Source organism: Sulfitobacter sp. SH24, from assembly GCF_965641895.1.
GTDB classification, from domain to species: Bacteria; Pseudomonadota; Alphaproteobacteria; order Rhodobacterales; family Rhodobacteraceae; genus Sulfitobacter; species Sulfitobacter dubius.
On sequence record NZ_CBFFKK010000002.1, the window covers coordinates 1 to 20505 of the forward strand.

Below are 20505 nucleotides of genomic sequence, written 5' to 3' on the forward strand. Positions count from 1 at the left end.
ATATGCTTGATGTCGCATCGATGTCGCAGTTTCTCCAGATGAGTGCGGATTTGCTCGATGTCGTCTCTAACGCGGGTGCAAGCATGGAATTTGATTTTCTACGCTTCTTAATCAACCGCTATGAGCCGAATGACGGGCCGCAACAACAGGTTCTATCGTTCCTACGTCAGCTTTTCGACGAAGAAGTCATGGTGGCGCCGATGCTGAAATCTACTGCAATTTCCGACGCAGGCCTAACCCACCAGACGATCTATGAAGTGGACCGGTCCCAATTTCACCGCACGACATACGATCGCGCGGTAGATTCCCTTAATCTTGTCAATGATGAGATCGAAACCATGATCCAGAAAGCATGGGGGCGCTAATGGCACGTAAAGGCATTTTATCTTCTGGCTCAGATACCAAGCAGAAAGCGGATACTAGACTCAAGTCTCCTGCTGTAGAGCCTACGCAATCGAATACGAAGGCACGCTTGATGCCTCGCGGTGCTGTTGGGGCGCTTCAGTCTTCCTTGAACCGGATGCAGGAGAATGCAGTCCAAGAGTTGGATGGCTCCCTGATCGATATGGCCGGGGTCGAGGACCGGCTAGGGACTGATATACAGGCTCAAAGGCAGCTTTTGGACAGCCTCAAAACTTACGGGCAGCAGGTGCCCGTTCTTGTCCGGCCTCATCCCAAAACCGCTGGTCGTTTTGAAATTGTGTATGGGCGCCGGCGATTGCAGGCGTTGAAGTCCTTGGGTTTGCCCGTAAAGGCGATGGTGCGTCAGCTTGATGACCACGCGCTTGTCATGGCTCAGGGTCAGGAGAACACCGCGCGCCAAGACCTGTCTTTCATTGAAAAGGCAAGCTTCGCGGCGCAGCTGGACACAGGCGGACATGATCGGCAGACAATCGCAGATGCCCTGTCAGTTGACCTGCCTATGGTCAGTCGGATGCTGAAGGTTGGTCATGCTTTTGACCTGCCCTTCTTGCGGCAAGTAGGATCGGCGCCTTCAATTGGCCGTGACCGCTGGATGGCGCTGGTCAAACTTTTTGCCTTTCCGGAGGCAAGGACGCGCGCCACTACCCGTTTGGAACACTCCGATTGGGGCGGGTTAACATCTGATGAGCGGTTTGAGGCGATCTTTGCCGAAGCTGCGACCCAGCCACAAAAGAAATCCACCCCCCCTGCCCTGTCGGCCAAGCCGCGCACCTTGCGGAACCGTGACGGCAAGGCATTGGCGGATATCCGCAGCGGCAAACGGGGCGTTACCGTCACCGTGCCCTCACGGGCGGCTGAGGGGTTCGATACATGGCTCGATGCGCATGCAGAAGAGCTTTTGCAAGAGATTCACGACCGCTGGCAGAAGACCCGCGCGTGAGACATTGAGGAAGTAGCAACAGGAGGCACATCAGGACCACAAAAGAAAAGCCCCCCAGGATAAATCCCGGAAGGCCCTTCTCAAACTTTGCACCTTCGAGATAGCCCCAAAGATTTATCGATGTCAACTCTACCCGATGGGATAGGGCCGGTATTTTGTTGTCTTTCGTGATTTTTACATGGAAACCACGTTCCAACCTGCGTTCGGGCGGCCCGAAAGGGCTACCCAACTGTCATGCGATGGGCCGGATAAATGGGCACTGCTTGATCGGCTGACAATTGCGGCCGATCGTTTTGAGTTGTCTCACCGTACCCTCACCGTATTGAAAGCCTTGCTTACATTTCTACCGCGCCGGGATATTCCCGATGGCGCTGCGGGTATTGTCTTTGCGTCCAACGCTCGGCTTTCTGAACGGTTGCATGGGATGCCTGAGAGCACGTTAAGGCGTCATCTTGCTCAACTCGTGCGGCTTGGCCTAATTGCGCGGCAGGACAGCCCCAACCGGAAGCGTTTCGCCCGGAATAGAGGCGGGGCGATTGCCCTCGCTTTTGGCTTTGACCTCTCGCCGCTTGTGATCCAAGCCGAAATGATTGAGCTGGCGGCACGAGAGACTGAGGCTGAACATGAGAGGCTTCTGGCTTTGCGTGACAGAATTTTAGTCCTAAGGCACGCTCTGATCCGTCAAGGTGGCGCAGATGGGATTGCGGAGGAAGTCGGCCGGGTATTACGGCGTAAGCCCGATGAAGCGGCGCTAACTTCGGTAGAGATCGCATTGCAAGAAGCGCTTCAAAACAATGCAGATGACGAAGCGGCCATCGGGTGTGAACCAGCCCCTCCTGCCCTATCGACACCGCAAATGATCGCCAATGACAGCCAAAATGAGCGGCACATACAGGATTCAATTAAACCCTATTTTGACTCTGAAGAGCACGAGCCAGTGCAAGCCCATCAAACGCATACGGCTGACAATGAGGAAACGAAGATCGCTAAGAACAAGGGAGTTACATTGGCTGAGGTAATGGTTGCCTGCACTGAAGTCCGGAGCTTTTTCCCTGAGGCTTTACGCAATTGGGCAGACCTTGTACGCATCGGAGATCAGATTGCGCCTATGCTGGGGATTGACCCGCCCGTCCTAAACGAGGCAAAACGAGATATGGGCGCTGAAAGCGCTGCGGTGACAGTTCTCTGCCTGTTGGAGAAGGCCGCGACGATCAGAAGTCCTGGTGCCTATTTGCGGCGACTGACACAAATGGCCCGAAATGGAACGTTTTCCCTTGTTCCAATGCTATCAGCGCTGAAAAACCGACGCGATTGTCAGCTGACAATCTGAAAAATGGTTTTATATCATGGGGTTAAGCTAACCTACGGCCGACAATGCGGGATTTTGGCGTAGTTCTCTAGGAGTATCCAGCCCTTATACTTCACCATCGAAGGATCCGCAGCTAAGTTGCTCAGAGTTTCTCGGGATAGCCCATGACCTCCGTTCGACTGCGCTTGCTGATTCTTGCTCTGACGCCGCTCATCGTGTTGATGCCCCTGCTGCTTATCTTGGGTATGTCGCGCTGGACGGCGGATTACGACAAAGTGCTCATCGCGAATGTCGAAAGCGAGCTGAAGATCGCAAGCCAATACCTCTCGCGGTTACTTGGGCAGACGGGAAATGAATTGGATGCCGTTGCAAGGTCAGTCGAATTTAGCCGCTGGTTGAACCGCCCCGGTGCAGACCAAGTCGCGTTTTTTACAGACACCCGTGAACGGTTAGGTTTGGATTTCTTGGAGTTTCTTCCAATGGAAACTGCGGTAGAAGCCGGGCAAAATTGGCCAGTGATCGCGCAGGCCACGCGTGGCATCAGCGGCGCAGAAATTGACGTATTCAGCAATGCACGGCTGGCAACTTTGGAAGACGCTTTGGCGGTTCGCGCCAAAGTACCCCTAATCGACACACCGGCAGCCGAGCCCACAAATCGCGAGATTGAGGATCGCGGAATGGTGGTTCACGCAGCAAGCCCGGTTAATCTGTCCGGTACGCAGGGCGTATTGGTGGGTGGGATGCTCTTAAACCGCAACCTCGATTTCATCGATACCATTAACGATCTTGTTTACCTCAATGCCGTGACCGGGGGGCACCGACAGGGAACCGCCACGCTTTTCCTTGATGATCTACGTATCTCTACCAACGTGCGCCTTTTCGAGGATGTGCGCGCCCTTGGCACCCGTGTTTCGGCAGAGGTGCGCGAGGCCGTTTTGATCGACGGGCGGACGTGGCTAGATCGCGCGTTTGTGGTGAACGATTGGTATATCTCAGGCTATCAGCCCATCACCGATAGTTTTGGCGAACGGGTAGGGATGCTATATGTTGGCTTCCTTGAGGCCCCCTTTGCGCAGGCGAAACGCGAGGCGTTCTGGTGGATGCTGGCGGCCTTCTTCGCAGTGCTGGCGTTGTCGGCGCCGGTGTTCTTGTGGCTGGCGCGGGGTATTTTTTCGCCGCTCGAACGGATGACAAAAGTTATGCACCGCGTGGGCAAGGGGGAACTCTCCGCGCGCATCGGCCCGGTGCCCGCACGCGATGAGATCGGCGCGGTGGCGCATCACCTTGATTGGTTGTTGGAACAGGTCCAAGAACGGGACCGGCAGTTGCGCAGTTGGAATGATGAGTTGAACCAGCGGGTGGATCAGCGCACCGCCGAGCTGCGCGAGGCGAACGAGAAATTGGAGCAGACATTCCGGCAGTTGGTGATGAGCGAGAAACTCGCCTCAATCGGGGAGATCACCGCCGGGGTCGCCCATGAGATCAACAACCCGGTCGCAGTGATCATGGGGAATGTAGATGTCATCCGTCAGATCTTGGGTCATGATGCCGAGCCAGTGGCGACGGAACTGGCGTTGATCGACCGGCAGGTGTCCCGGATTGAGGTGATCGTCGGCAAACTGCTAAAGTTCGCGGCCCCGTCCGAATTTTCTGACTGTGAACATAATATCGCCCTGCGCCCTTTGGTGCAGGACTGCCTCGTGCTCGTCGATCACCTTATCAGCCGGGGCGGGATTGAGGTGCATTGCGACTTTGAAGAGGTACCGCCGGTGCGGGCGGACTCGGGCGAGATACAGCAGGTCGTGGTGAACCTCGTGGTCAACGCCGTGCAGGCAATGCAGGGGGCAGGGCGGTTGGAGTTGTATCTGGCACCTGCGGATCGCGACGGCGTGGCGGGCGTGGCGCTTTCGGTTCATGACAGCGGGCCGGGGGTGCCGGAGGCGTTGCTGCCCTCGCTCTTTGATCCATTCTTTACCACCAAACCGGGGGAGGGGACGGGCTTGGGCCTGTCGATTTCTCATACGCTGATTCAGCGGGCTGGGGGGATCATCACGGTCCGCAATCGGGCCGAGGGGGGCGCGGCCTTTAACGTCTGGCTGCCGCAGGCTTCGGAGGACGGGGTGCAGCCCTGAGCGCAGCATAGCGCTCAGGGGGGAGGGGCTTCAGGCGGCTTTGCCCTCGAACCCTTCGAGATAGGCCACAAGGATATCCAGCGCCGCCTGTAGATCGCTTTTCGAGACCATCTCGGTCACCGTGTGGATGTAACGGGTGCCGACCACGATCCCCACAGCCCGCGCGCCTGCGGCGGCCTGCTGAGCCGCAGCGCCGTCTTGTCCACCGGCGGCGAGCATGGTGCGCTGGAAGGGGATGTTGCGCGTCTGCGCGAGTTTCTCAATCTCGCTGACAAGGCCCACATCGGCGATAAAGCTGCTGTCGCGCACGTGCAGACCAAACCCTTTGCCAAGGCGTGTGGTTGCCATGTGATCCGGCACACCGGGCGTATCGCAGGCGAGTGTTGTGTCGATGCCCAGCCCGATATCAGGCTGCACCTTATAGGCCGCTGTACGCGCGCCACGCAGGCCGACTTCCTCCTGACAGGTGAAGGCCACGTGAATCTCCGCTCCGCGACCTTTGTCGGCCAATTTGCGCATCGCTTCGATCCCGAGCCAGCAAGCCACCCGGTTGTCGAGCGCTTTGGACACGAACTGATCGCCCATCTCTAGGAAGGGCTCATCCATCACCACGAAGTCACCGACCTTCACGATATCCTTGGCCCTCTCGCCCAGTCCCAGATCGACGAAGAACTCCGACACTTCGGGAATTTTCTTGCGGTCTTCGGCAGAAGAGATGTGAATGGGCTTACCGCCGGGGTTCATCACGCCCTTCAGATCGCCCTGTTCGGTACAGACCAACACACGGCGCGAGAAGAGGTTGCGCGGATCGAACCCGCCCACGGGTTGAAGGTACAAAAACCCGTCTTTCGACACATGGCTGACCAGAAAGCCGATCTCGTCCATATGGCACAGCAGCATGATGCGCGGGGCTTTGTCGGCATTCGCATCCGCATCACGACGGCAGAGCAGGGAGCCCATCGCGTCGGTCTCTACGTGGTCGAACAACCCTTCGATCTCGCGGGTGATCAGATCGCGCACGCGGTGCTCGCGCCCCGGAACGCCTGGGGTTTCGCAAAGGTCTTTGAGTAGGTCGATGTTCATGCTGGCCTCATCCTTGGTGATTGGGCCGCACTATCGCGCCGCGCCTGCCGAAGTGCAAACAGGTGCGGCGGTAGGGTAGGGGGGTTACATTTGCCCCGGTAGGAAAAGCACCAGCGCGGGGAAGATCAGCAGCAGGATCAGCCGCAGGATATCGACCAGCCAAAACGGCGTGACGCCGCGAAAGATCGTGCCGGTGGAAACATCACCGACGACGCCTTTGAGGACAAAGACGTTCAGGCCCACGGGCGGTGTGATTAGGCTGATCTCAGTCACCACTACGACGATGATGCCAAACCACACCGGGTCGAAACCAAGGCTGGTGACCAGCGGGAAGAAGATCGGCACGGTCAGCAGCAGCATCGACATGCTCTCAAAAATACAGCCAAGCGCGATGTAGATCACGAGGATCAACCCCATGACCACCCAAGGTCCGAGATCGAGCGCCGTGACGGTTGCCAGCAGCCCTTCGGGAAGGCCCGCGAGGTTCACGAAGTTTGAGAAAATCCATGCGCCAATCAGTACCGAGAAAAGCGAGGCGGAGGTAAGCGTCGTTTCCTCCAGCACCTCACGCAGGCCGCGCCAGCTCAGCCCGCCACGCGCCCAAGCGATGAGGAAAGCACCCGCAGCCCCCATGCCCGCCGCTTCGGTCGGGGAGAAAGCCAGATGGATGGGCCAGAAGTCCAAGACCCCATAGAGCCCGCCGATGACCAGCGCAAAAAGCGCCAGCACCGACCAGACGTGGTTAAGCGCGCGCAGCCGCTCACCCCATGTGGCGCGGGGGCCAGCAGGGCCTGCTTCGGGGTTCATGGCGACGGAAAAGCGGACCGCGCAGAGGTAGAGCAGGATGCCAAGCGCGCCGGGTACGATGCCCGCGATAAACAGCGCGCCAATCGATGTCTCAGTCAGCAGCCCATAGATCACAAGGATCACCGACGGCGGGATCAGGATGCCGAGCGTGCCGCCAGCGGCAATGGATGCGGTCGAAAGGCTGTCAGCATAACCGTATTTGCGCATCTCTGGCATGGCGACCTTGGACATGGTCGCCGCCGTGGCCAAGGAAGAGCCACAGATCGCCGCAAAGCCCCCGCAAGCGACGATGGTGGCCATGGCCAGACCGCCCCGGAAGTGCCCCAAAAAGGCATTGGAGACTTGGTAAAGCTCACGGCTGATGCCGCCTTTGTTGACGAAAAGCCCCATCAGGATGAAGAGCGGGATCACCGATAGCCCGTAGTCTTGGCTGGTGTCGATGATCAGCCGCGACACCATGGAGATCGATGCGCGGTAGCTGGTCTCATAGACCAGCCCGATCATCCCGACGAGGCCCATGGCAAAGGCAATCGGCAGGCGCAGCAAGACGAGGACGAAAACGGCGGCAAAGCCGATGGCAGATGCGATCATGTGGCAGAGTCCAAAAGTTGCGGCGCAAAGAGGCGCAAAAGCCCGCGCAGGATCAGCACAACAGCGGTGAGGTAGGTCATCACCGCGATAAACATGCCGATGTAAAAGGTCGGAATTTGAAGGTATTCGGTCACGTCGCCATAGCTCAGCGCGCGGTAGGCCAGATCAATGACCCGACCTGCAGGAAACCACAGCATCGCCCCGCAGGCCAGCGTGATCAGCCCGTCGCGCCAACGTTGCAGGCCCCAGCTTTCAAACGGGCCATCCAGCAGGTCGGCGGCGATATGGCCTTCGCGACCAGACAGGACGGGCAAAGCAGAGAAAACGATCAGCGCAATCCCGATGCGGATCAACTCGGTCGCGGCTTCGATCGGGGCATTAAAGACCGAGCGCATGATAACGTCGGCAAAGGTCAGGACCATCAGCGCAAACAGCGCAAGCGAGGCCATCGTCATCGGCAACGCGGCGAGGCTGGTGGTTAGTCGGATTAAACTGCGCATGGCGGTTCCCTGGCTGAGGGCCGATTGCAGTGGCAACCGGCCCCTTTGGCGGTGGGGGGTTACTGGCTGGCGTTTGCCATTTCCTCACGCATCATCTCATAAGCGGCCTGCCCATCGACACCGGCCTCGTTCAACTCGGCGATCACCTTATCACGCACCTTGGCGGCCATCTCGGCAAAGCGGGCCTGATCCTCTTCCGAGGCGGTAACGATCTTGTTGTCGCCCGCGGCCTCGGTCGCCTCACGCGCGTCGACGTCGCTTTGGTCCCAGACGGCACCCATCATGCGGCTTGCAGTTTCGCCAAAGACTTCGCTGTCGAGCTTTTGCTGCACGTCTTCGGGCAGGCTGTCGAAGGTCTCTTGGCTCATGATGACTGAGAAGGAGCCGCGGTAGAAACCACCGGGCATTTCATAGACGTTCTTGGCCACTTCGTTGAGCTTGAAGCTGATCCGCTCGCCCATGTTCATGGCCACGGCATCGGCGGCCCCGGAATCGAGTGTTTCGTAAACCTTGGGTGCGGGCACTTGAATGCCGACGAGGCCAAGCTCCGCCCCCACATCCGCCGAAACACCGCCCCCGAGACGGGTTTTCAGCCCTTGCAGATCGTCGAGGTTGTTCACCTCTTTGTTAGAGTGGATTTGCCCCGGGCCGTGGGTCGTGAGCGCGATGACCTTCACGCCGCGGTGCTCGTCCAATTCAGACAGCATGGCCTCATGCACACGCCAATGGGCGACCGATGCAGCCTCGGCATTGCCTTCGTATCCGGGGATTTCCACCAGCTTCGTGCCGACGAAACGACCGGGCGTGTAGCCATGAAATAGGATCGCGATATCGGCGGCTCCGTCCAGCAGCAGATCCATCTGCGCGGGTGGCGGGGCGAGGCCGTTTTTCAACTCGGTCTCGATCAGCCCATCGCTGGCCTCGGCCATCATGTCGGTTAGTTGGGTGAACATGCCGGTGTTGACCGGGTGGCTGGGTGGCAGCCATGTGGAAATGGTCAGCGTCTCGGCAGCAAAAGCGCCGGTCGCGGTGCAGAGCGCAAGCGCACTGGTCGTGAGAAACTTGGTGAATTTGGTCATTTTGGGCTCCTCCCCATATCGTTCGATATGCCTTGGCGGGGTTCTCCCAAACCCGGGTCGCCAAGTATATGCTTTTTCATGTATTCACATTTATAGCACGATTGGAACCGTTTTTTATGGCCAGAGCAAGGGGGGCATTCAGCCCTGTGTATCCGCCGAGCCATCCAATGCCGCGAGCAGGGATTTCAGTGCCGGTTTCAAATGCGCGCCCTCATTGCCCTTGAGCATTTCGATCAAAGCGGCCTCATGACGCCGCGCTTGGGGCACCAGTTCATCGGCCAGCGCGCGGCCCGCATCTGTCAGATAGACCCGCACGCGACGGCCATCGGCCGGATCACTGCGGCGGATCAAAAGGCCGCGCTCCTCCATCTGGGCGATGATTCGTGTAAGCCGTGATTGCTCGGCCAGCGCTTGCCGAGCCAACTGCGTGATCATCGCGCCATCGGTGTCTGAAAGACAGGCCAATACGCGCCATTCCGGCACCCGCAGCCCGGCTTTGCGCACCTGCGCGTGGAACTGGGCGCTCGCCACATCGCTGGCCGCCGCCAAGAGATAGAGCAGATAATCGGAGACGAATCCCCCCTCAGGGCCCGTGTCTTTGTCAGAGGTTGCGTCGGACTTTTGCTGCGTCACACCTTTTAAGCCTTTGATGGAAAGAGGGCTCCTTGCGCCTCGGCACCCCTAAATGGCGGGCAAATTCGCACTTGGCAAGAAAACCCTTGACCGAAACTATATGAAAAATCATATTGTTTACAACGGGAGGACATCACATGACGAAGATCAACGCTATTGTGCGCGAGGTTACAGCGCTGACCGATCGCATCAGTGAGTTCCAGTTCGCAGCCGCAGATGGCAGCGCAATGCCGCAGTGGGAGGCGGGGGCCCATGTGGTTTTCGATCTGCCCGACGGCGACACCCGCGCCTATTCTCTAATCTCCTTCGACCCGATCCCCGAAGCCCCCGAAAGCTACCGCATCGCAGTCCAGCGTGAGCCTGAGGGCAAGGGCGGTTCCACCCATATGCACGGGCTGAAACCGGGGGCAGAAATCACCTGCGCCGGACCGAAGAACGATTTCCCCCTGACCCAAGGCGCGCCAGCGGTGCTGCTGGCCGGGGGGATTGGCATCACGCCGATGATCTCAATGGCGACGACGCTTAAGGCGGCTGGTCAGGCGTTCGACTTTCACTACTCTGGCCGCAGCGCGCCGCTCATGGCCTATCGCGATACCCTGCGCGAGACCTTCGGCGATGCCTTGCATCTGCATTGCGACGACGATGACAGCGCGCTGAACCTTGACGCGGTGATTGCCTCTGCGGGTGCCGTCGCGCATCTCTATGTCTGTGGCCCCAAGGGGTTGATCGAAGCGGTAAAGGCCAAAGCCGAAGCGGCGGGTATCGCGCCTGACCGCATCCATTTCGAACTCTTCGACGCGCCCCAAGAGCAAGCAGGCGACAGCGCCTTTGAGGTCGAGTTGGCCTCAAGCGGGGAAGTCTTCACCATCCCGCCCGGCCAATCCATCATCGACGTGCTGGAGGCGGGCGGCGTCGACGTCATGTATGATTGCCAGCGCGGCGACTGCGGCATCTGTCAGTGTGACGTGATCAGCGGCACCCCCGATCACCGCGACGTGGTGCTGTCTGAGGCCGAACGCGCCGCAGGCAACGTCATGCAAATCTGTGTCAGCCGCGCCAAGTCACCGCGCCTTGTACTCGACATCTGAGGGAGGAACTCATGGGACGTTACGACAGCCCGGCGGCACTGGCCGCTCTCGTGCAGCCACATCAGGTGCACCGCGATATCTACACCGACCCGGAGGTGTTCCAGCAAGAGATGAAGCATCTCTTCGCCAATGCTTGGGTCTTTGTCGGCCACGAAAGCCAGACCCCGAACAAGGGCGATTATTTCAGCACCCATATCGGCACCCAACCGGTCATTCAGGTGCGTCATTCCACGGGTGAGATCCATGTGCTGCTGAACCGCTGCCCCCATAAAGGCACCAAGATCGTGATCGACCGGCAGGGCAACACCGGCAAATTCTTCCGGTGTCCCTATCATGCATGGAGCTTCAAGACCGACGGCTGCCTCTTGGCGATCCCGCTCAAGAAGGGCTACCAAAATACCGGGCTGGAAGAGGCCGACAGCGGCAAGGGCATGCGCAGCGTTGGCGATGTGAAGAACTACCGCGGCTTTATCTTCGCTCGCCTCGCGGAAGAGGGTATGACTTTCGAAGAGTTCTTTGGCGAGAGCCTGACCTCGCTCGACAATATGGTGGACCGTTCCCCCGCCGGACGGCTTGAAGTCGTCGGCCCGCCGCTGCGGTATATGCATCATTGCAACTGGAAGATGCTGGTCGAAAACCAGACCGACACCTGCCACCCGATGGTGGCTCACGAAAGCTCAGCCGGGACGGCGGTGAAGCTCTACGAAGAACTGGGCCTCCCTGAAGGCGCGCCCAAACCGCCCGCAATGGAGATCATCGCCCCTTTCATGTCGCCTTACGAATTCTTCGAAGGCATGGGCATCCGCACATGGCCCAACGGCCACGGGCACACGGGCGTAAACCATTCAATCCACTCCGATTATTCCGCCATCCCCGGTTATTTCGAAGCACTCTGCGAAAGCTATGGAGAGGAAAAAGCCAAGGCGATCTTGGACGAAAACCGCCACAACACGGTCTATTTCCCCAACATCATGATCAAGGGGCCGATCCAGCAGCTGCGCGTATTCATCCCCCTCGCGGCAGACCGCACGGTAGTGGAAAGCTACATCTACCGCCTTGTCGATGCCCCGGATGAGCTGACCGCCCGCACCGCGATGTACAACCGCATGATCAACGCACCGACCTCCATCGTCGGCCATGACGATTTGGAAATGTACGAGCGCGCGCAGGAAGGGCTGATGGTCGACGGTTTGGAATGGGTGAACATCCAGCGCCTGATCGAAGAGGATGAAGACTTCGAGGTCGAAGCGGTCGAAAACGGCACCACCGAACGGCAGATGCGCAACCAATTCCACGCTTGGGTCAAGTTCATGACCATGGGCCAAACGGCGGGGGCGGCGGAATGAGTGTGACGCGCGAAACCCTGATCGACTTCATTTATGACGAAGTGCGCATGTTGGACGAGGGGCGCTATACTGAGTGGCTGAACCTCTGGCTCGCGGACGGGCATTACTGGATGCCGTTGGACTATCAGCAGAAAGACCCGATTAACGAAACGTCGCTGATGTATGAAGATATGTTCATGCTCAAACTGCGCGTCGAACGGCTTAACGGCGCGCGGACCTTCAGCCAAAAACCCAAAAGCCGCTGCCATCATGTGATCCAGCGTCCCTTCGTGGATGAGATGGACACGGAGGCGGGGCGTTTCGTCACGACCACCTTCATGCACTACGTCGAGACGCGGTTGGACGAGCAGCAGTTGCTCGCCGTCACCGCGCGGCATGAGTTGGCGCTGGTCGAGGGGCGTCTGCGCATCGCCAACAAACGGGTCGATATCGTCAATTGCGATGCAGCCTTTCGCAACATTCAGTTGCTGCCATGATCGGGGCAGAGACTGAGACGGTCCACGCGGCCTTTGAAGACACCGCCGCGCGGCACCCCGAACGGGGCTTTCTGAATGTCCTGCCGGAAACGGCGGAAATCTACGGCATCGCGGCGGGGGAGGTGACTTATGCCGAAGCCGCGCGCGAGGTTGCGGCCCTGCGCAAGCGCATCTCGGCGGCGGGCTATTTGCCCGGGCAGCGCGTGATGCTGCTGATGGAAAACCGCCCGGGCTTCTTCCTCTGGTGGCTCGCGCTGAATGGTCTGGGCCTGTCGGTCGTGCCGGTGAACCCCGATCTGCGCGCGGCGGAGCTAAGCTATATGATCGACCATGCCGAGCCTGTCTTGGCCGTGGCGATCCCCGCGCGTGGCGAAGACTTGCGCACGGCAGCGCAGCAAGCAGGGCGCGACATGCCGGTGATTGCACCGGAGGATCCCTTGCCCGCACCCGCGACGCGTGAGACCATCGCGGCACGGCAGGGCGGGGCAGAGGCCGCATTGCTCTACACCTCGGGCACCACCGGCCAGCCCAAGGGCTGCATCCTGACCAATACCTATTTTCTCGACGCCGGGCGTTGGTACGCAGGCACGGGCGGGCTCTGCGCCCTGTCGGAGCACGGCGAGCGGATGATCACGCCGCTGCCGATCTTCCACATGAACGCGATGGCTTATTCCTTCATGGCGATGATCGCCGTGGGCGGCTGCCTGACTGCGCTCGACCGCTTCCATCCCCGCAGCTGGTGGGCCTCGGTCCGCGCCTCGGGGGCGACCTGCCTGCACTACCTTGGTGTCATGCCATCCATGCTGATGGGGGCCGAGGAAAGCAAAGCCGACCGCGACCATGCCGTGCGCTTTGGCTTCGGCGCGGGGGTGGACCCGAAACTGCACGCCGCCTTCGAGGCGCGTTTTGGCTTCCCGCTGGTTGAGGCCTGGGCCATGACAGAAACCGGCGCGGGTGCCGTGATCTGCGCCAACCGCGAACCGCGCCGCGTGGGTGAAAGCTGCCTAGGCGCGCCCGAAGGGGGGCTGGAGGTACGGCTGCTCGACGATGCCGGGCAAGAGGCCGATCAAGGCGAATTGCTGGTGCGCCGGTCCGGTGCCGACCCGCGGCGCGGGTTCTTCGGAGGCTATTTCAAAAATGCCGAAGCCACGGATGAGGCTTGGGCGGACGGTTGGTTCCACACCGGCGACATCGTCCGCCGTGCTCCGGATGGCGCGATGTTTTTCGTCGACCGCAAGAAAAACGTGATCCGCCGCTCGGGCGAAAACATCGCGGCGGTCGAGGTGGAATCGACCCTGATGCGCCACCCCGCCGTGGCCGGCGCCGCTGTCGCCGCTGTGCCCGATGCGGTGCGGGGGGATGAGGTCTTTGCCTGTATCGTGCCGAAGGACGCAGGCGCTGACCCGGCAGCCCTTGCGCAGGACATCACCCGCTGGTGCCTCACCCAACTTGCCTATTACAAAGCCCCCGGCTTCATTGCTTTTGTCGAAGCGCTGCCGCTGACCGCGACGCAGAAACTTCAACGCGGGGTGCTGAAAACGCTGGCCGCCGACCTGCTAAACGATCCCGCCACGCAGGACCTGCGCGGGATGAAGAAACGGACGGCGGCATGAGGCGCAGGGGCTACGACCGCGTCGTCCTCGCGGTGCCGACCTCGGTGCCCTACGCCCGCTATAGCAATGAGACCGCCCATTGGTGGATCGCCCGCGCGCTGCGCGCGATGCTGGGCAAGGCCGGGATCGCGCCGGGCGAGCTAGACGGTTTCTCGGTCTCCAGCTTCTCGCTCGCGCCCGACACGCCGGTCGGGCTGAGCCAGCATCTGGGGCTTAGTCCACGTTGGCTTGATACCGTGCCCACGGGCGGGGCCAGCGGGGTGGTCGCCCTGCGCCGCGCCGCGCGGGCGGTGCAGGCAGGCGACGTGGATGTGGTCGCCTGCGTGGCGGGCGACGCGAACCGGATCGACAGTTTTCGCACCCTGCTCAGCGGCTTCTCGCGCTTTTCGATGGATGCGACCTTTCCCTATGGCTTCGGCGGCCCCAACGCGAGTTTCGCCTTGCTGATGGACCGCTATATGCAGGAATACGGCGCCACGCGAGAGGACTTTGGCCGCATCGCCGTGGCCCAACGTGCCAATGCGCTGCACTATCCCAATGCGCTGATGAAGACCCCACTCACCCTCGACCAATACCTTGACGCGCGGATGATCTCTGACCCTATCGCTCTTTTCGACTGTGTGATGCCCTGCGCCGGGGCCGAGGCGTTTCTGGTCATGCGCGAAGACGAAGCCCTGCGCCGCGACCTGTCCTTTGCGCAAATCAGCGGCACAATCGAGCGGCACAACGCCTACCCCGAAGACCCAATGCAACTGCGCGGCGGATGGGGCGTGGATATTGACGAGCTTTATGACATGGCGGGCCATGGGCCGGAGGGTGTCGACCTGCTGCAAACCTACGACGACTATCCGGTGATCTCGATGATGCAATTCGAAGACCTTGGCTTTTGCGCCAAGGGGGAGGGGGCCGCGTTCGTCCGGGCGCGTGATCTGACGATTTCGGGCGACTTCCCGCATAACACCTCTGGCGGGCAATTATCGGTCGGCCAAGCCGGGGCCGCGGGTGGTTATTTGGGGCTAGTCGAGGCGATCCGACAGGTGACCGGACAGGCCAAAGGCACGCAAGTGGCAAACGCACAGCGGGCGTTGGTCTCGGGCTTTGGCATGATCAACTATGACCGGGGCGTCTGTTCGGCAGCGGCGATCATCGATGGGGGCGAAGCATGACCGACCCATTGACGCCGCCCCAAAAGAAGAACCCGCAAAAGCGCAGCACGGTGCCGACCCTGCCACCTGCCCAACGCTCGCGCGCGGCGCTTGGGCTCGCGATTGCCGCAGGGCGCGGGCAGTTTGCCCTGCAGCACTGCGCGGATTGCGGCGCGGTGCAATATCCACCGCGTGATGCCTGCGGCAAATGTCTGTCGGTGGCGCTGGACTGGCGCGAGACCGACCCCACGGGCGAGGTATTAGCCGAAACGACGATCCGGGTCTCGCCCGATCCCTATTTCCGCGAGCGGCTGCCGTGGCGCATCGGCACGGTGCAACTCACTGCGGGGCCCGTTGCAGTGTGCCATCTGCACGGCGATGTCGGGCGTGGGGATCACGTCTGTCTGGCGCTCAAATTGGACCGGGCCGGGCAGGGGGTCATGGTGGCCCTGCCGCGAGAGGGAAGCGAATTTATGCAAGACGATCCGATGCTGCGCGAAATGTCGAGCGACCCGAAACACCGGCGGGTGTTGATCACCGATGCCCGCTCCTCCTTGGCCCTGCCGCTGGCCCAAGCGCTTCTGAGCGCAGGTGCGGCGGAGATATTCGTGGGCGAGCCGGAACATTGGCGGCGGTGGGAAGGCCGCGCGGCCTTCGAGGGGATGGAGAGCGTCAGCCTCATGCCGCTCGACGTGACCGATACCGCCTCGGTCTCGCGCCTCGCGGCAGAGATTGGCGGCAAGGTCGATATTCTGATCAACTCTGCACAGTTCATCCGCCCGGGTGGGGTGCTGGGCAATGATACGATCTTTGCCCGCGAGGGGATGGAGACCAATGTGCTGGGCCTGATGCGACTGGCGCAGGGCTTTGGCCCGGCAATGGCGTCGCGCACGGCGGATGGTGTGAATTCGGCAGTGGCTTGGGTGAACATTCTGTCGGCGGGGGCCTTGGCGCCCGAGGCAGGGTTTGGCGGGTTCGATGCCTCGCAGGCAGCGGCGCGGTCACTCAGCCAGACGATGCGGGCGGAGTTTGCCGGATCGGGGCTGCGGGTGATGAATGTCTACACCGGCCCCGTCGATGACGAATGGCGCCAACCTCTGCCACCGCCCAAAGTCGCCCCCCGCGCGCTGGCGCAGACAGTGGTACGCGGGTTGGTCGACGGGTTGGAAGAGGTCGCCTGCGGTGACGTGGCCAAAGATGCGCTGGCCCGTTGGCTGGACGATCCGGCCTTGATGGAACGCGAAACGCGGGGGGGCGGCGCATGAGCGATGTAATCACGACACTGGCCGAAGCACTGGCAAGCGGTGCTGCAAAAGTCGTCGATCTGACCCATAGGCTCGACCCGGACTTTCCGGTCATCGTCCTGCCGCCAGAGTTTGGCCAATGCGCGCGGTTCCGGATGGAGGAGGTCTCGGCCTATGACCATCGCGGCCCGGCGTGGAAATGGCACAACCTCACGCTCAACGAACACACCGGCACCCATTTCGACGCGCCGATTCACTGGGTCTCGGGCAAGGACGTGGCCCATGGCGCGGTTGATGAAATCCCGCCCGAAGCCTTCATCGGCCCGGTCGTGGTGATCGACTGCTCGGCGGGGACGACGCAGAACGACGACTTCGAGCTGACGCCCGAGATCATCCGCGATTGGGAGGCCCAGAACGGGCCGATCCCCGCAGACGCTTGGGTGTTGATGCGCACCGATTGGTCGAAACGCAGCGGCGCGGATTACCTCAACATGCGCGAGGATGGCGCCCATTCGCCCGGCCCCACGCCCGCCTCTATCGAACTGCTGCTAGAGCGCGGCATTCGTGGCTTTGGCACCGAGACCGTCGGCACCGATGCGGGGCAGGGGATGCATTACGACCCGCCTTTCCCCGCGCATTACCTGTTGCATGGGGCCGGCAAATACGGGCTGCAATGTCTGTGCAACCTCGACCAATTGCCGCCCACGGGGGCCATGCTGATCGCACCGCCGCTCAAGATCAAAGGCGGCACCGGCAGCCCCTTGCGGGTGCTGGCGCTGATACCGGGAGAGAGACGATGAGCCATTACACCGCCGTCATCACCGGTGGCAGCAAGGGCATCGGCGCCGATCTGGCGCAGCGTTTGCTGGAGCGCGGCTATCGGGTGATCTCAATCGCGCGGGGCAAGCCGGAATGGGAGGCGGAAGGATGTGAGCATATCGAAGCCGACCTGCTCGATCCCGCCTCCGTCGCCGCCGTTGCCGCCGATATCGCCGCGCGCCATGAGGTGACCCATCTGGTGCATAACGCCGGGCTGATCTGGCCCAACCTGATCGAAGAGGCGAAACCCGAAGACATAACCGGCCTTGCGCAACTGCACCTCGGTTCGGCCCTGACGCTGCTGCAAGCCTTCATGCCCGCCATGAAAGAACGCGGCTTTGGCCGGGTGATGTTCAACGCCTCGCGCGCCGCCTTGGGCGCGCCCACGCGCACCGCCTATTCGGCGTCGAAAGCGGGGATGATCGGCATGGCGCGCACATGGGCGCTGGAGCTCGCGCCGCATGGGATCACCGTCAACGTCGTGGCCCCCGGCCCGGTGCAAACGGACAACTTTTGGGGCATCATCCCCAAAAAAAGCGAACGCGAGGCGGAATTGGCCAAACGCATCCCGGTGGGACGTTTGGGGCAGGTGGAGGACGTGACCAATGCCTTCCTGTTCTTCTGCGATCCGGCCAATAGTTTCGTCACTGGCCAGACGCTTTTCGTCTGTGGCGGGTCGAGCATCGGGACGCTGACGCTCTGACCCTAGGGCTTACCCCTTTCGGAAATGCTGCACCAATTCAGGGACATAGGCATCGCCCGCGCCCTTCTCGACGACCTTGGACAAGGCACCATAGACCCCATCGGCAATCTCAACCTGAGCGCCGGCCTGCGCGGACATCTGGCGGTAATAGTCGAAATCCTTCAGCGCGTTGCTGATCGCAAAGGGCAGCGCCTCGCGGTCGCCGTTTACGATGAAGGGTGACAGCCGATCAAGCGCGACACTGGCACCGCCGCCACTGGCCAAGACATCGACAAAGCTCTCCGGATCAATGCCCGCATCTGCCGACTGCGCGGCGGCCTCGGCGAGCAGCGACATAAAGCCAACCGAGACGTAATTGTGCAGCAGTTTCAAACGGTGGCCTGCGCTGACCTCGCCCACATGTTTGACCTCCTCGGTGAAGGCGGCGAGGACGGGAGAGACCTTTTCGACCGTGGCCGCCTCACCCCCGACCAGCAGGTTCAACTTCCCCTCATGGGCGAATCGCGCGGTCCGGGTCATTGGCGCGTCAACGAATTCGCCCCCCGCCGCTTTGACCGCCTCGGCCATCTTCACCGTCGAGGCAGGCAGGGAGGTAGAGCAATCGACCACAACCGCACCGGGCTTCAGCCCGGCAATCACGCCGCCCTCTCCGGTCAGGATCCCTTCGACCTGCGGCGAGCCAGTGACGCAGAGAATGATCACATCCGACGCGGCGGCCAAATCGCTAAGACTGTCAAAGGCCGTCGCGCCCAGCCCGTCCAACTCATCGGTCGGCTGGTTGCCGGGGTGGTCGAAATAGCCAAGCGCAAAACCCCCGCGCCGCATCACGTTGCGCGCAATTCCGTGGCCCATCAGGCCGACACCGATCATACCGATTTTCATGGATTTTCCTTCGCTTGCCACCGCCACCTCTGCGCGCGGTTCCCTTGGGGAAAGGTCTACCCCGCCGCCCGTCACGGTGCAACGCGGGCGGGGCGGATTTTCTCGGCCAAACAGGGCTTTGTATATTTGAAACCGACACGGCGCTTGATAGGAATGGCGCATTGATTGAATGAGGCTAATATGACTTTGACCTTCGACCCCCACCAGATCGCCGAGACCCTTTATCACGGGCAGTTCTGCCCAATGTTCATCGACGGCAAGGATGTGCCCGCGCGTTCGGGTGAGGTGCTGAACGTGGTCGATCCCGCCTCAAACCGGGCGCTGGCGACGGTGCCGTGCGGCGGGGCCGAGGATGTCGATGCCGCCGTCGCCGCCGCGCGCCGGGCCTTTGAGGGGGCGTGGTCGAAATTCACGCCCTATGACCGGCAAGAGGTGCTTTTGCGCATTGCCGATGTGATGGAGCGCGATTGGGAAAAACTCTGCGTCTCTGACACAGCCGACATGGGTCTGCCGCTGGCGCGAACCTTGGGCAACAAACGTCGGGTGATCGGGATGCTGCGGTTCTACGCGGGGCAGGCAGTGGCGCTGCATGGCGATGTGATCGAGAACTCGGTCTCGCAGTCGATGTTTTCCTTCACAACGCGCGAACCAGTCGGCGTGGTTGGGGCGATCATCCCTTGGAACGCCCCCACCGCCGCCTCGATCTGGAAAATCGCGCCTGCACTGGCGACAGGCTGCACCGTGGTCTTAAAGCCATCCGAAGATGCGCCGTTAACGCCCTTGATGATCGCGCGCCTGATGCAAGAAGCAGGCGTGCCCGACGGAGTGGTCAACGTGGTCACCGGCACAGGCCGTGAAGCAGGCGCGCGTCTGGCAGAGCATCCTGATGTGAATAAGGTCGTGTTCACTGGCTCGACCGCCACGGGCAAGACGATTGCCCGCGCGGGTGTTGAAAACCTCAAGCGGATCACGCTGGAGTTGGGCGGAAAATCTCCGCTGATCATTTGCAAGGATGCGGATATTGATAAGGCCGTGCCGGTGGCAGCAATGGCGGTCTACGCGCATTCAGGTCAGATTTGTATCGCTGGTTCGCGGCTGTTCGTGGCGCGCGAAATTCAGGATGAGTTCATTGAGAAGCTCACCGCCTTCGCGCGTGGGCTGAAGATTGGGCACGGGCTGGATGAGGGCACGGACCTTGGCCCGCTGATCAACCGCGTGCAGACTGAAAAGGTTGAGGGATATATTGCTGCGGGCAAGGCGGAAGGCGCACGGCTGGTCACCGGCGGTGCGCGGCCCGAGGGGGAGGGCTATGACGGTGGCAACTTTCTTGAGCCGGTGATCTTTGCCGATGTAACAGACGACATGACCATCGCGCGGGAAGAGATTTTCGGCCCCGTGATCTCGGTCCTGCCCTTCGACACGATGGAAGAGGTGATCGCGCGCGCCAATGCCACACCCTATGGGCTGGCGGCGGGCATCTTTACCCGCGATCTAAGCACGGCGCACCGCACGGTGAAGCGGCTGAAAGCGGGCTCGGTTTGGGTGAACATGTACCACGCAATCGACCCGGCGGTGCCGTTCGGCGGGCTCAAGATGTCGGGCTATGGCAAGGAAGGTGGCGTGGAGCACCTGCAGGCGTATTTGGATACCAAGGCGGTTTGGATTCAGACGGAATGATTTGAAAGCCGCCCG

Annotated in this window: 18 protein-coding genes and 1 pseudogene; 13 read left to right on the top strand and 6 right to left on the bottom strand. The window is 61.0% G+C overall.

All coding sequences use genetic code 11. The features are described from left to right. From ACSQ16_RS01060 to ACSQ16_RS01075, 4 genes and pseudogenes are all read left to right on the top strand, one after another. Positions 1 to 365 (top strand): annotated as a pseudogene (locus ACSQ16_RS01060) (plasmid partitioning protein RepA); the annotation flags it as partial. Continuing rightward, positions 365 to 1363: a plasmid partitioning protein RepB gene (gene repB, locus ACSQ16_RS01065; RefSeq protein WP_243263636.1), complete on the top strand. Its 999-nt coding sequence runs from the start codon at positions 365 to 367 to the stop codon at positions 1361 to 1363. The pseudogene ACSQ16_RS01060 and the gene repB, both read left to right, overlap by 1 nt. A 178-nt stretch (positions 1364 to 1541) precedes the next feature. Continuing rightward, positions 1542 to 2693: a plasmid replication protein RepC gene (repC, locus tag ACSQ16_RS01070; RefSeq protein WP_243263637.1), complete on the top strand. Its 1152-nt coding sequence runs from the start codon at positions 1542 to 1544 to the stop codon at positions 2691 to 2693. 143 nt (positions 2694 to 2836) lie between these two features. Continuing rightward, positions 2837 to 4804 (top strand): sensor histidine kinase, encoded by a 1968-nt coding sequence (locus ACSQ16_RS01075; protein WP_243263639.1) that lies wholly within the window; start codon positions 2837 to 2839, stop codon positions 4802 to 4804. A gap of 30 nt (positions 4805 to 4834) precedes the next feature. Here the strand turns inward: ACSQ16_RS01075 and ACSQ16_RS01080 are convergent, their stop codons facing one another. The 5 genes from ACSQ16_RS01080 to ACSQ16_RS01100 form a co-directional block, all read right to left on the bottom strand. Continuing rightward, on the bottom strand, positions 4835 to 5887 hold the full coding sequence (locus ACSQ16_RS01080; RefSeq protein ID WP_317406495.1) for a M42 family metallopeptidase: 1053 nt from the start codon (positions 5885 to 5887) through the stop codon (positions 4835 to 4837). 84 nt (positions 5888 to 5971) lie between these two features. After that, positions 5972 to 7285 carry a TRAP transporter large permease gene (locus tag ACSQ16_RS01085; protein ID WP_243263643.1) on the bottom strand — a complete coding sequence of 438 codons (1314 nt, stop codon included), beginning with the start codon at positions 7283 to 7285 and terminating at the stop codon, positions 5972 to 5974. Then, positions 7282 to 7785: a TRAP transporter small permease gene (locus ACSQ16_RS01090; protein WP_093928757.1), complete on the bottom strand. Its 504-nt coding sequence runs from the start codon at positions 7783 to 7785 to the stop codon at positions 7282 to 7284. The genes ACSQ16_RS01085 and ACSQ16_RS01090 overlap by 4 nt, the downstream gene beginning before the upstream one ends. Before the next feature lie 59 nt (positions 7786 to 7844). Beyond that, positions 7845 to 8864, bottom strand: coding sequence for a TRAP transporter substrate-binding protein (locus ACSQ16_RS01095; RefSeq protein WP_243263644.1), 1020 nt, complete (start codon positions 8862 to 8864; stop codon positions 7845 to 7847). A gap of 138 nt (positions 8865 to 9002) precedes the next feature. Then, entirely contained in the window at positions 9003 to 9497 is a 495-nt protein-coding gene (locus tag ACSQ16_RS01100; protein ID WP_243263645.1) for a MarR family winged helix-turn-helix transcriptional regulator, read from the bottom strand. A gap of 137 nt (positions 9498 to 9634) precedes the next feature. Between ACSQ16_RS01100 and ACSQ16_RS01105 the strand changes: the two genes are divergently transcribed. The 8 genes from ACSQ16_RS01105 to ACSQ16_RS01140 are packed head-to-tail and all read left to right on the top strand — an operon-like array spanning position 9635 to position 17931. Further along, entirely contained in the window at positions 9635 to 10585 is a 951-nt protein-coding gene (locus ACSQ16_RS01105) for a PDR/VanB family oxidoreductase (RefSeq protein WP_243263647.1), read from the top strand. A gap of 11 nt (positions 10586 to 10596) precedes the next feature. Then, positions 10597 to 11931 (top strand): aromatic ring-hydroxylating dioxygenase subunit alpha, encoded by a 1335-nt coding sequence (locus ACSQ16_RS01110; protein WP_243263648.1) that lies wholly within the window; start codon positions 10597 to 10599, stop codon positions 11929 to 11931. Next, positions 11928 to 12407: an aromatic-ring-hydroxylating dioxygenase subunit beta gene (locus ACSQ16_RS01115; RefSeq protein WP_243263650.1), complete on the top strand. Its 480-nt coding sequence runs from the start codon at positions 11928 to 11930 to the stop codon at positions 12405 to 12407. Before ACSQ16_RS01110 ends, ACSQ16_RS01115 begins: the two co-directional genes overlap by 4 nt. Continuing rightward, positions 12404 to 14020 (top strand): AMP-binding protein, encoded by a 1617-nt coding sequence (locus ACSQ16_RS01120; RefSeq protein WP_243263651.1) that lies wholly within the window; start codon positions 12404 to 12406, stop codon positions 14018 to 14020. Before ACSQ16_RS01115 ends, ACSQ16_RS01120 begins: the two co-directional genes overlap by 4 nt. Further along, complete coding sequence (locus ACSQ16_RS01125; RefSeq protein ID WP_243263652.1) at positions 14017 to 15186, top strand: thiolase family protein; 1170 nt, start codon at positions 14017 to 14019, stop codon at positions 15184 to 15186. The genes ACSQ16_RS01120 and ACSQ16_RS01125 overlap by 4 nt, the downstream gene beginning before the upstream one ends. Further along, positions 15183 to 16430, top strand: a complete 1248-nt coding sequence (locus ACSQ16_RS01130; RefSeq protein ID WP_243263654.1) for an SDR family NAD(P)-dependent oxidoreductase — start codon at positions 15183 to 15185, stop codon at positions 16428 to 16430. The genes ACSQ16_RS01125 and ACSQ16_RS01130 overlap by 4 nt, the downstream gene beginning before the upstream one ends. Next, entirely contained in the window at positions 16427 to 17209 is a 783-nt protein-coding gene (locus ACSQ16_RS01135) for a cyclase family protein (RefSeq protein ID WP_243263655.1), read from the top strand. The genes ACSQ16_RS01130 and ACSQ16_RS01135 overlap by 4 nt, the downstream gene beginning before the upstream one ends. Then, a complete protein-coding gene (locus tag ACSQ16_RS01140; protein ID WP_243263657.1) occupies positions 17206 to 17931 on the top strand; it encodes an SDR family NAD(P)-dependent oxidoreductase in 726 nt (241 codons plus the stop codon). The genes ACSQ16_RS01135 and ACSQ16_RS01140 overlap by 4 nt, the downstream gene beginning before the upstream one ends. 9 nt (positions 17932 to 17940) lie before the next feature. Here ACSQ16_RS01140 and ACSQ16_RS01145 read toward each other — a convergent pair whose 3' ends face one another. Next, on the bottom strand, positions 17941 to 18975 hold the full coding sequence (locus tag ACSQ16_RS01145; RefSeq protein WP_435988487.1) for an NAD(P)-dependent oxidoreductase: 1035 nt from the start codon (positions 18973 to 18975) through the stop codon (positions 17941 to 17943). Between the two features lie 18 nt (positions 18976 to 18993). Here ACSQ16_RS01145 and ACSQ16_RS01150 point away from each other — a divergent pair, with 18 nt between their 5' ends. Continuing rightward, a complete protein-coding gene (locus ACSQ16_RS01150) occupies positions 18994 to 20490 on the top strand; it encodes an aldehyde dehydrogenase family protein (RefSeq protein ID WP_435988445.1) in 1497 nt (498 codons plus the stop codon). Positions 20491 to 20505: the final 15 nt, after the last annotated feature.

Bases quoted from the DNA above. Each gene is read 5' to 3' on its own strand.
- ACSQ16_RS01085 (WP_243263643.1), bottom strand. From the start codon at position 7,285: ATGATCGCATCTGCCATCGGCTTTGCCGCCGTTTTCGTCCTCGTCTTG.
- ACSQ16_RS01135 (WP_243263655.1), top strand. From the start codon at position 16,427: ATGAGCGATGTAATCACGACACTGGCCGAAGCACTGGCAAGCGGTGCT.
- ACSQ16_RS01120 (WP_243263651.1), top strand. From the start codon at position 12,404: ATGATCGGGGCAGAGACTGAGACGGTCCACGCGGCCTTTGAAGACACC.
- ACSQ16_RS01130 (WP_243263654.1), top strand. From the start codon at position 15,183: ATGACCGACCCATTGACGCCGCCCCAAAAGAAGAACCCGCAAAAGCGC.
- ACSQ16_RS01095 (WP_243263644.1), bottom strand. From the start codon at position 8,864: ATGACCAAATTCACCAAGTTTCTCACGACCAGTGCGCTTGCGCTCTGC.
- ACSQ16_RS01115 (WP_243263650.1), top strand. From the start codon at position 11,928: ATGAGTGTGACGCGCGAAACCCTGATCGACTTCATTTATGACGAAGTG.
- ACSQ16_RS01110 (WP_243263648.1), top strand. From the start codon at position 10,597: ATGGGACGTTACGACAGCCCGGCGGCACTGGCCGCTCTCGTGCAGCCA.
- repC (WP_243263637.1), top strand. From the start codon at position 1,542: ATGGAAACCACGTTCCAACCTGCGTTCGGGCGGCCCGAAAGGGCTACC.
- repB (WP_243263636.1), top strand. From the start codon at position 365: ATGGCACGTAAAGGCATTTTATCTTCTGGCTCAGATACCAAGCAGAAA.
- ACSQ16_RS01125 (WP_243263652.1), top strand. From the start codon at position 14,017: ATGAGGCGCAGGGGCTACGACCGCGTCGTCCTCGCGGTGCCGACCTCG.
- ACSQ16_RS01140 (WP_243263657.1), top strand. From the start codon at position 17,206: ATGAGCCATTACACCGCCGTCATCACCGGTGGCAGCAAGGGCATCGGC.
- ACSQ16_RS01145 (WP_435988487.1), bottom strand. From the start codon at position 18,975: ATGCGCCATTCCTATCAAGCGCCGTGTCGGTTTCAAATATACAAAGCC.
- ACSQ16_RS01090 (WP_093928757.1), bottom strand. From the start codon at position 7,785: ATGCGCAGTTTAATCCGACTAACCACCAGCCTCGCCGCGTTGCCGATG.
- ACSQ16_RS01150 (WP_435988445.1), top strand. From the start codon at position 18,994: ATGACTTTGACCTTCGACCCCCACCAGATCGCCGAGACCCTTTATCAC.
- ACSQ16_RS01075 (WP_243263639.1), top strand. From the start codon at position 2,837: ATGACCTCCGTTCGACTGCGCTTGCTGATTCTTGCTCTGACGCCGCTC.
- ACSQ16_RS01105 (WP_243263647.1), top strand. From the start codon at position 9,635: ATGACGAAGATCAACGCTATTGTGCGCGAGGTTACAGCGCTGACCGAT.
- ACSQ16_RS01080 (WP_317406495.1), bottom strand. From the start codon at position 5,887: ATGAACATCGACCTACTCAAAGACCTTTGCGAAACCCCAGGCGTTCCG.